Genomic DNA, 3139 nt, shown 5'->3' on the forward strand with positions numbered 1-3139 from the left:
ATCGGCTAACTCTCCCCCAGGGAGAGGGCTGGGGTGAAGGGACCAGTCACCGCAGATCCCCACCCATACCTTCAAAACTCAATCCCGGAAAGTCCACACGATCTCTACCACCCGAGCAGCAACCACCACAAAACCTTGCTCAGTAGGGTATTTTTTGCCCATCCTGTGCTTCAAGTGACCTACGCGCCGCCCGCCCGCCCACCTCACCCCGGACCGCAACGTCCCCCATAAATACTCCCGAGGACACCAACATGAGTGACCAGCAACGACCACCGCTGCCCCCTTTTACCCTCGAAACCGCCATCCAAAAGGTGCGAGGCGCCGAGGATGGCTGGAATTCCCGGGATGCGGCCAAAGTGTCCCTCGCCTATACCGAAGACACCTACTGGCGTAACCGCAGCGAATTCATCGAAGGTCGCGCCCAGGCCCAGGCGTTTCTCGAACGCAAATGGCGCAAGGAGCTGGACTACCGTTTGATCAAGGAGCTTTGGGCCTTCGCCGATAACCGTATTGCCGTGCGCTATGCCTATGAATGGCACGATGACTCGGGCAACTGGTTTCGCTCCTACGGTAACGAAAACTGGGAGTTCGCCCCGAATGGACTCATGCAACGGCGCTTTGCCTGCATCAACGACCTGCCGATTGCCGAGTCCGAGCGCAAGTATCACTGGCCATTGGGCCGGCGCCCGGACGATCATCCGGGCTTGAGTGAGCTTGGGCTCTGATCGTCATCTCAAGAAGCCGTGTTCAGGCAAGTGCTTGAGTCAGGACACGCCTTCAACGCAGGCGAGCACCCAGAATGGCGCCTATGCAACCGCCCACCAATGCCACAGCCGAAAGCATCAGCACCCGATGGCCAGGCTCGGCAGCATGCCAGCGACCGCCACCGTTGAGCTGAGGGGAAGGCTCAAAGGCAGCCTCTTCGTCATTCGTTTGAGACTCGTCGGTCGCGACGGTCACATGGATCTTGGTCAGGGGCAGGGTGGTGCCGTCCGCCATCTGTAGCACGAGGTCTTCGATGACGCCGGCAACCCCATCGGGAAATACCGGGTTGCCGGCGGGATCGAGCGCGTCGTAGAGAAATTGCTGGCCCTCGAGCCAGCCGACCGCCGTCAGCAACTCCGGCTCCAGATAGTATTTGCCGTCGAGAAAAAAGCCCTGGAACTGGTGCGCACGCTCCAGGCTTTCTACCGCGTAACGTTCGCCGGGCTTCATACCGGTGGCTGAATCGATCATGGCTGGTCCTCCTATCCCTAGTGTAAGGGGGTAGAGGACGCGCCACCGGATTACGTTCAGTCGAAGTGACTCAGCGGGCAGTACCCATCCCGCATCACTCTTTAGGGCCAAGCAACTGCCCGAAAGCGCTATCGAGCTTGCCCTCGGCCTGGACCAGATTGTCACGTCGCTGCTTGAGCCACTCGCGGTCGCTGTCCAGTGTCTTGTGCGCTTCGGCAAGCATGCGTTTGACCTCTTCCGGTTGCGGCCCGCCAGTCCCTTTGCGGGTGTTGACCATGTTCTGCGGCGACAGCGCAGCGCGGAACGTGGCCTCGTCCAATGGCAGCGCGTTGGGCGTCCATTGGTATTTGTCCGCTGCCTGGGTGTAGAGCTTCTGGGCATGATCGTAGGGAAAGGTCTTGGGGGTGAAGCCGTTGTCGCGAGCCTCTTCTACGATCATCGACGCAAAGCTGTGGCCGATGCGGAAGGGGACTTTCTGAGTGCGCTCGAGGGTGTCGGCCAGCTCCATGGACGTGGTCCACTCATTTTCCAGCTCTTGCAGGGCCCGTTGCGGATTCACCTGCAAGGCATCGAGCACGGCGTTCATGGCGCTGAACATCTGGTGGGTGGAGTCGAACACGCCCACAGAGTCGAAGGCGAACTTGTAGTCGGTCATGCCGGTGGTGACGTTATGGGCACGCAGGGTCACGGTCTGGGCCAGGCCGACCACGTCGGACGACATCTCGCGAGCCCGCATCAGCAACCCCGGATTGCGCTTCTGCGGCATGGCGCTGCTGGTGTAGGTCTTTTCTTCATCGAGCAACAGCCACGGGCGGATCTGATGGTACTGCGTGTGAATGTCGCCAATCATCGCGCCGACGCGGATGGCCGAGGACGACGCGATATTTGCCGCCTCGATGGGGATGTCGTAGGTGGACACCTGGCTGGAATCCAGCGAGTTTTCCCGCACGCCATCGAAGCCCAGCAGCTCGGCCAGGCGCTCGCGGTTCAGTGGGTAGGCTGAGTTGGCCAGCACCGCAGTGCCCATCGGGCTCAGATTCAGGCGTTGATAGAGCTCGCGAATGCGCTGCCCGTCGCGTTCGAATGCGGCTTCGAAGGCCAGCAGATAGTGGGCGTAGCTGATCGGCATGGCTTGCACGCCGTTGGTGTAGGCCGGCACCAGGGTGTCGATGTGCTTGTCGGCCAGCGCCAGGATGCGCTGGCGAGTGGCATTCAGCGCTTCATCCATGGTCAGCACATCGCTGCGCAGCTTGGCCAGGCGATAGGTGGCCAGCATGTCCTGCCGGCTTCGGCCCGAGTGAATCAGCGAGGCTTCAGGGCCGATCTTGTCGGTCATGATCTGCTCGAGTTGCAGCACGTCGGTGGGCCGCTTGCCGTCGGCCTGGGCGCCCTGGTCTATGGCGTAGCGCACCCCACCGGCGATTTTACGGCCCAGTTCAGGGGTAACGATGCCTTGCTCCGTGAGCATCACGATGGATGCCTTGTTGATACGGTTGAGCCAGGCGAATTGCCCTTCTGCGTGATCCACCTTGCCCTTGGTCTTTTCCACCGTGGCGCCGATCTTCGCCGCCTGAGCCGCGCATTGCTCGGTGGTGGCGCAGGGCAATTCGGCAGTGTTGGCCGCCAGGGCGCCGCCGCTGCCGAACAGGGCCAACGCGATGGCCAGTTGGATCGAGTTCTTCAAATCAGGCATTGGGTGAGGTCCGTTTGTTATGGGGGAGGGCGGGACTGGTACGTCACGTCAGATGCTGGCGTCCGTCAGGTTCGGGACTCGGGCATTGTCAGTCTATTTTTTCCCACAGTGCAATCTGACGCCCATGGCCAGAATAGACGATCAGTCTCTATCGCTATCTCCATGTTGGCGTTGAATAGGCTGTGCCTTGGCTGACGCCTTCGCGGCTTC

The 3139-nt window shown here is 60.9% G+C and carries 3 protein-coding genes; 1 reads left to right on the forward strand and 2 read right to left on the reverse strand.

Annotated features, from left to right (window positions below; genetic code table 11):
- Positions 1-251 precede the first annotated feature (251 nt).
- On the forward strand, positions 252-725 hold the full coding sequence (locus tag B3397_RS13485; protein ID WP_296250857.1) for a nuclear transport factor 2 family protein: 474 nt from the start codon (positions 252-254) through the stop codon (positions 723-725).
- A gap of 52 nt (positions 726-777) precedes the next feature.
- Here B3397_RS13485 and B3397_RS22565 read toward each other — a convergent pair whose 3' ends face one another.
- Together B3397_RS22565 and B3397_RS13495 are read right to left on the reverse strand one after the other, a co-directional pair.
- Positions 778-1236 (reverse strand): short chain dehydrogenase, encoded by a 459-nt coding sequence (locus B3397_RS22565; RefSeq protein ID WP_296250858.1) that lies wholly within the window; start codon positions 1234-1236, stop codon positions 778-780.
- A 94-nt stretch (positions 1237-1330) separates the two neighbouring features.
- Positions 1331-2929 (reverse strand): argininosuccinate lyase, encoded by a 1599-nt coding sequence (locus tag B3397_RS13495; protein WP_296250859.1) that lies wholly within the window; start codon positions 2927-2929, stop codon positions 1331-1333.
- Positions 2930-3139 lie beyond the last annotated feature (210 nt).

Origin of the sequence: Pseudomonas sp. UBA4194 (assembly GCF_002379585.1) — a bacterium.
Classification (GTDB): Bacteria; Pseudomonadota; Gammaproteobacteria; order Pseudomonadales; family Pseudomonadaceae; genus Aquipseudomonas.

Coding starts and splice junctions, on each gene's coding strand:
- B3397_RS13485 (WP_296250857.1), top strand. CDS start 252: ATGAGTGACCAGCAACGACCACCGCTGCCCCCTTTTACCCTCGAAACC.
- B3397_RS22565 (WP_296250858.1), bottom strand. CDS start 1,236: ATGATCGATTCAGCCACCGGTATGAAGCCCGGCGAACGTTACGCGGTA.
- B3397_RS13495 (WP_296250859.1), bottom strand. CDS start 2,929: ATGCCTGATTTGAAGAACTCGATCCAACTGGCCATCGCGTTGGCCCTG.